This is a genomic window from Xanthomonas sp. SHU 199, from assembly GCF_000364665.1.
GTDB lineage: Bacteria > Pseudomonadota > Gammaproteobacteria > Xanthomonadales > Xanthomonadaceae > Xanthomonas_A > Xanthomonas_A sontii.
Genome location: NZ_AQOI01000243.1, coordinates 1 through 3,941 on the forward strand (window position 1 = coordinate 1; position 3,941 = coordinate 3,941).

Consider the following 3,941-nt stretch of genomic DNA (forward strand, 5'->3'; position numbering starts at 1 on the left):
CAGGCGCAGGCGCAGGAGCGCCCGGAGCCTGCGCCGGCGGCGTGCCAGGCGCGCCGCCCGCGGGAGCTGCGCCAGGTGTTCCGGGCACAGCGGAACCCGCAGGTGCCGTCCCGGCGGCGGCCGGATCGGTGCTCTCGCCCGGCACCGGCAGCTTGACCCGCAGCGTGAACACGTACGGCAGCGCCTTGGTATCGACGATCGGACCCTTGGCTTCCTTCTCCTGGGCCTTGGCCTCGATCACCGTCAGCTCCGGATTGGTCATCCAGCCCGAACCCTCGAGGTTGCGCATGTAGGTACTGACCCGCGCGTTGGACTGCGAGCGGCCCTCCAGGGTCAGCATGTCGCCTTCCTGCTTCACCGAGGTCAGCACCACGCCGTCGGGAATGGTCCGCACCAGCGAGTCGAACAGGTGCACCATCTGCGAGCGCTTGGCCTGCAGTTCCTCGATCACCTGCTTGCGCGCCAGCAGGCGGCGCTTCTTCTCGTCGAGGGTGTCGATTTCCTTGTTCTGCGCCTGGACCTTCTCGATCTCGGCCTGCAGATACGCGTTGCGCTCGTTCTGGCCGCTGATCTGCAGGTCGTAGTAGAACCAGATCAGCCCCGCCAGCAGCACCCCGGCGAACGCGGCCAGGCCAAGCATCGAATAGAACTCGCGTTCGCGCTGCTTGCGCCGTTCCGCCCGCCAGGGCAGCAGATTGATCTTCGCCATCAGTCGAAGCTCCTCAGCGCCAGGCCGGTGGCGATCATCAGCGCCGGCGCGTCCTGGGCCAGCGCATGCGCCTGCACCTTCGGCCCCAGGGTCATCTGCGCCAACGGGTTGGCGACCACCGTGGCCACGCCCAGTTGCTCCTCCACCATCTCCGGCAATCCGGCCAGGGCGGCGCAGCCGCCGGCCAGGACGATGTGGTCGACACGGTTGAATTCGCTGCCGGCATAGAAGAACTGCAGCAGGCGGCTGATCTGCTGCACCGTGGCTTCCTTGAACGGCTCCAGCACCTCGACCTCGTAGCTTTCCGGCAGCCCGCCCTGGCGCTTGGCCATGCCGGCTTCCTCGTAGGTCAGGCCGTAGCGGCGCATCACTTCGTCGGTCAGCTGCTTGCCGCCGAACACCTGCTCGCGGCTGTACAGGCTGCGCCCGCCACGCAGGACATTGAGGGTGGTCATGGTGGCGCCGATGTCGACCAGGGCGACGATGCCGTCGGCGGCCACCGGCAGCTCGCTGGCCACCAGCGCGAAGGCGTTCTCGACCGCGAAGGCCTCCACGTCCATCACCTTGGCCACCAGCCCGCCCAGCTCCAGGGCCGACTGGCGCAGCTCCACGTTCTCCGAGCGCGAGGCGGCCAGCAGCACCTGCACCATCTCGGGGTTGTTGGGGATGACGCCCAGCACCTCGAAATCCAGGTTCACTTCGTCGATCGGGTACGGGATGTAGTTCACCGCCTCCAGTTCGACCTGGGCTTCCAGCTCGCTCTCGTCCAGCTCGGCCGGCATCGGGATCACCTTGGTGATCACCGCCGAACCGGCCACGGCGGCCGCGGCATGCTTGGCGCGGGTACCGGACCGGGTCACGGCGCGGCGGATCGCCTCGCCCACCGCCTCGACCTCGACGATGTTCTTCTCGACCACGGCATTGGGCGGCAAGGGTTCGACGGCGTAATGCTCGACCCGGAACCGGTTGCCGTTACGCGAAAGCTGCAGCAGCTTGACCGCGGTCGAGCTGATGTCGATGCCGATCAGCGGCTGCTGACTCTTTGGGATAAGCCCCACGGATTTTCCCCTGCCGGCGGGCACTTGGACGCCAATGTTGCGCCAGCGCATTAATAACAAATTTTTTGCAATTGGCAACCGCCCGGCTGCATGTCGCGATCCGTGTCACGGCATGACCTGCGGCAGCAAACCCGTCGCATCCCCGGAACCGGCCCCAGCCGTTCCCCGGCGTACTCTATACTCTGCGCCCAAGAAATCTGCAATCGGAATCTCTCGCGATGCCCCGTTTTCGTCGTTGGCTGCGCTGGGCGCTGGTCTTGTTCGTCCTCCTTGGCCTGGTCGGCGCCGCCGTGGCAGGCGGGCTGTACTACGTCGTCTCCTCCAAGCTCCCGGACGTGCAGACCCTGCGCAAGGTCGAACTGCAGGAGCCGATGTACGTCTACTCCAGCGACGGCAAGCTGATGGCGCTGTTCGGCGAGACCCGGCGCTACCCCATCACCATGAAAGACGTGCCGGAGCGGCTGAAGCAGGCCTTCCTGGCCACCGAGGATGCCCGGTTCTACGAGCATGGCGGGGTCGACTACAAGGGCATCGCCCGCGCGGTGTGGCTGCTGGCCACCACCAACGACAAGCGCGTGCCGGGCGGCTCCACCATCACCCAGCAGGTGGCCCGCCAGTTCTTCCTGAGCTCGGAATACAGCTACACCCGCAAGCTGGCGGAGATCCTGCTGGCGCGCAAGATCGAGGCCGAGCTGACCAAGGACGAGATCTTCGAGCTGTATCTCAACAAGAGCTTCTTCGGCAACCGCGCCTACGGCGTCGCCGCCGCCGCCGAGTACTACTACGGCAAGAAGCTCAACGAGCTGAGCCTGGACGAGATGGCGTCGCTGGCCGGCATCCCCAAGTTCCCCTCCAGCGGCAACCCGATCAGCAACCCCGAGCGCGCCAAGCAGCGCCGCGACAACTATGTGCTCAGCCGCATGGCCGCGCTGGGCTTCATCACCCCGGCCGAGGCCGAGGCGGCCAAGGCGGTGCCGATGCACGCCGCGCCGCACGAGCGCCCGGTCGAGGTCGAGGCCCCGTACGTGGCCGAGCTGGTGCGCCAGGAAATGATCGCGCGCTTCGGCGGCGACGTGCTGGACAAGGGCTACCACGTCTACACGAGCATCGATGCGACCCTGCAGGCCGCCGCCAACCATGCCGTGCGCCAGGGTCTGGTCGTCTACGATCGCCGCCATGGCTGGCATGGAGTGGAAAAGCATTTCGACGTCCCGGCCACCGCCGATGCGGCGGCGCTGGCCAGCCACCTGAGCGGCGTCTACGCGCAAGGCGGGATGCTGCCCAGCATCGTCGCCGGCACCGGCAGCGACGGCAGCGCCACCGTGGTGCTCGCCAACAAGACCGAGCTGGTGCTGCCGGTGGCCGCCAGCCGCTGGACCGGGCGCAGCCCCGCCACCCTGCTCAAGCGCGGCGACCTGGTGCGCATCCAGGAAGGCGACAAGCCGGGCGAATGGGAGATCACCCAGATCCCGCGCGGCCAGGCCGCGCTGGTGTCGCTGGACGCCAACAACGGCGCGCTGCGCGCCATGGTCGGCGGCTTCAGCTACGCCGGCAACAAGTTCAACCGCGCCACCCAGGCGCGCCGCCAGCCAGGCTCCAGCTTCAAGCCGTTCCTGTACGCGGCCTCGTTCGAAAAGGGCTTCAACCCGGCCTCGATCGTGCTCGACGCACCGGTGGTGTTCCGCGACCGCCGCGGCAAGACCTGGTCGCCGCAGAACGACGGCGGCGGCTTCCGCGGCCCGATGCGCCTGCGCGAGGCGCTGGTGCAGTCGCGCAACCTGGTCTCGGTGCGCCTGCTGGACGCCATCGGCGTGGACTTCGCGCGCAAGTACATCAGCCAGTTCGGCTTCCAGGAAGCCGAGCTGCCGCCGAACCTGTCGATGTCGCTGGGCACCGCCTCGCTGACTCCGCTGTCGGTGGCGCGCGGGTACACCGTGTTCGCCAACGGCGGCTCGCTGGTCAACACCTGGATCATCGACAAGGTCACCGACCGCGACGGCAATGTCCTGTTCCAGGAACATCCGCTGACCGCCTGCCGCAGTTGCGGCAGCGTCGGCGGCAACGCCGCACCGGTCAGCCAGGTGGTGGACGGCTTCAACTTCGGCGCGGCCACGCCGCCGCCGGCGGCCAAGCCGGCAGAGCCCGCGGCCACGGCGGCTGCCGCCGAGAAGCCC

Annotated in this window: 3 protein-coding genes; 1 reads left to right on the forward strand and 2 read right to left on the reverse strand. The window is 68.0% G+C overall.

What is annotated here, in order from left to right; translation table 11 throughout:
- Together D183_RS0109725 and D183_RS0109730 are read right to left on the reverse strand one after the other, a co-directional pair.
- Nucleotides 1–709: PilN domain-containing protein (locus D183_RS0109725; RefSeq protein ID WP_017908824.1), on the reverse strand; the 709-nt coding region annotated here is incomplete at its 3' end.
- Nucleotides 709–1,767 carry a pilus assembly protein PilM gene (locus tag D183_RS0109730; protein ID WP_017908825.1) on the reverse strand — a complete coding sequence of 353 codons (1,059 nt, stop codon included), beginning with the start codon at nucleotides 1,765–1,767 and terminating at the stop codon, nucleotides 709–711. The genes D183_RS0109730 and D183_RS0109725, both read right to left, overlap by 1 nt.
- A 218-nt stretch (nucleotides 1,768–1,985) precedes the next feature.
- On the opposite strand from D183_RS0109730, the gene D183_RS0109735 reads away from it, so the two are divergent.
- Nucleotides 1,986–3,941, forward strand: a 1,956-nt coding sequence (locus D183_RS0109735; protein ID WP_026144344.1) for a penicillin-binding protein 1A, incomplete at its 3' end; no start/stop codon positions are given.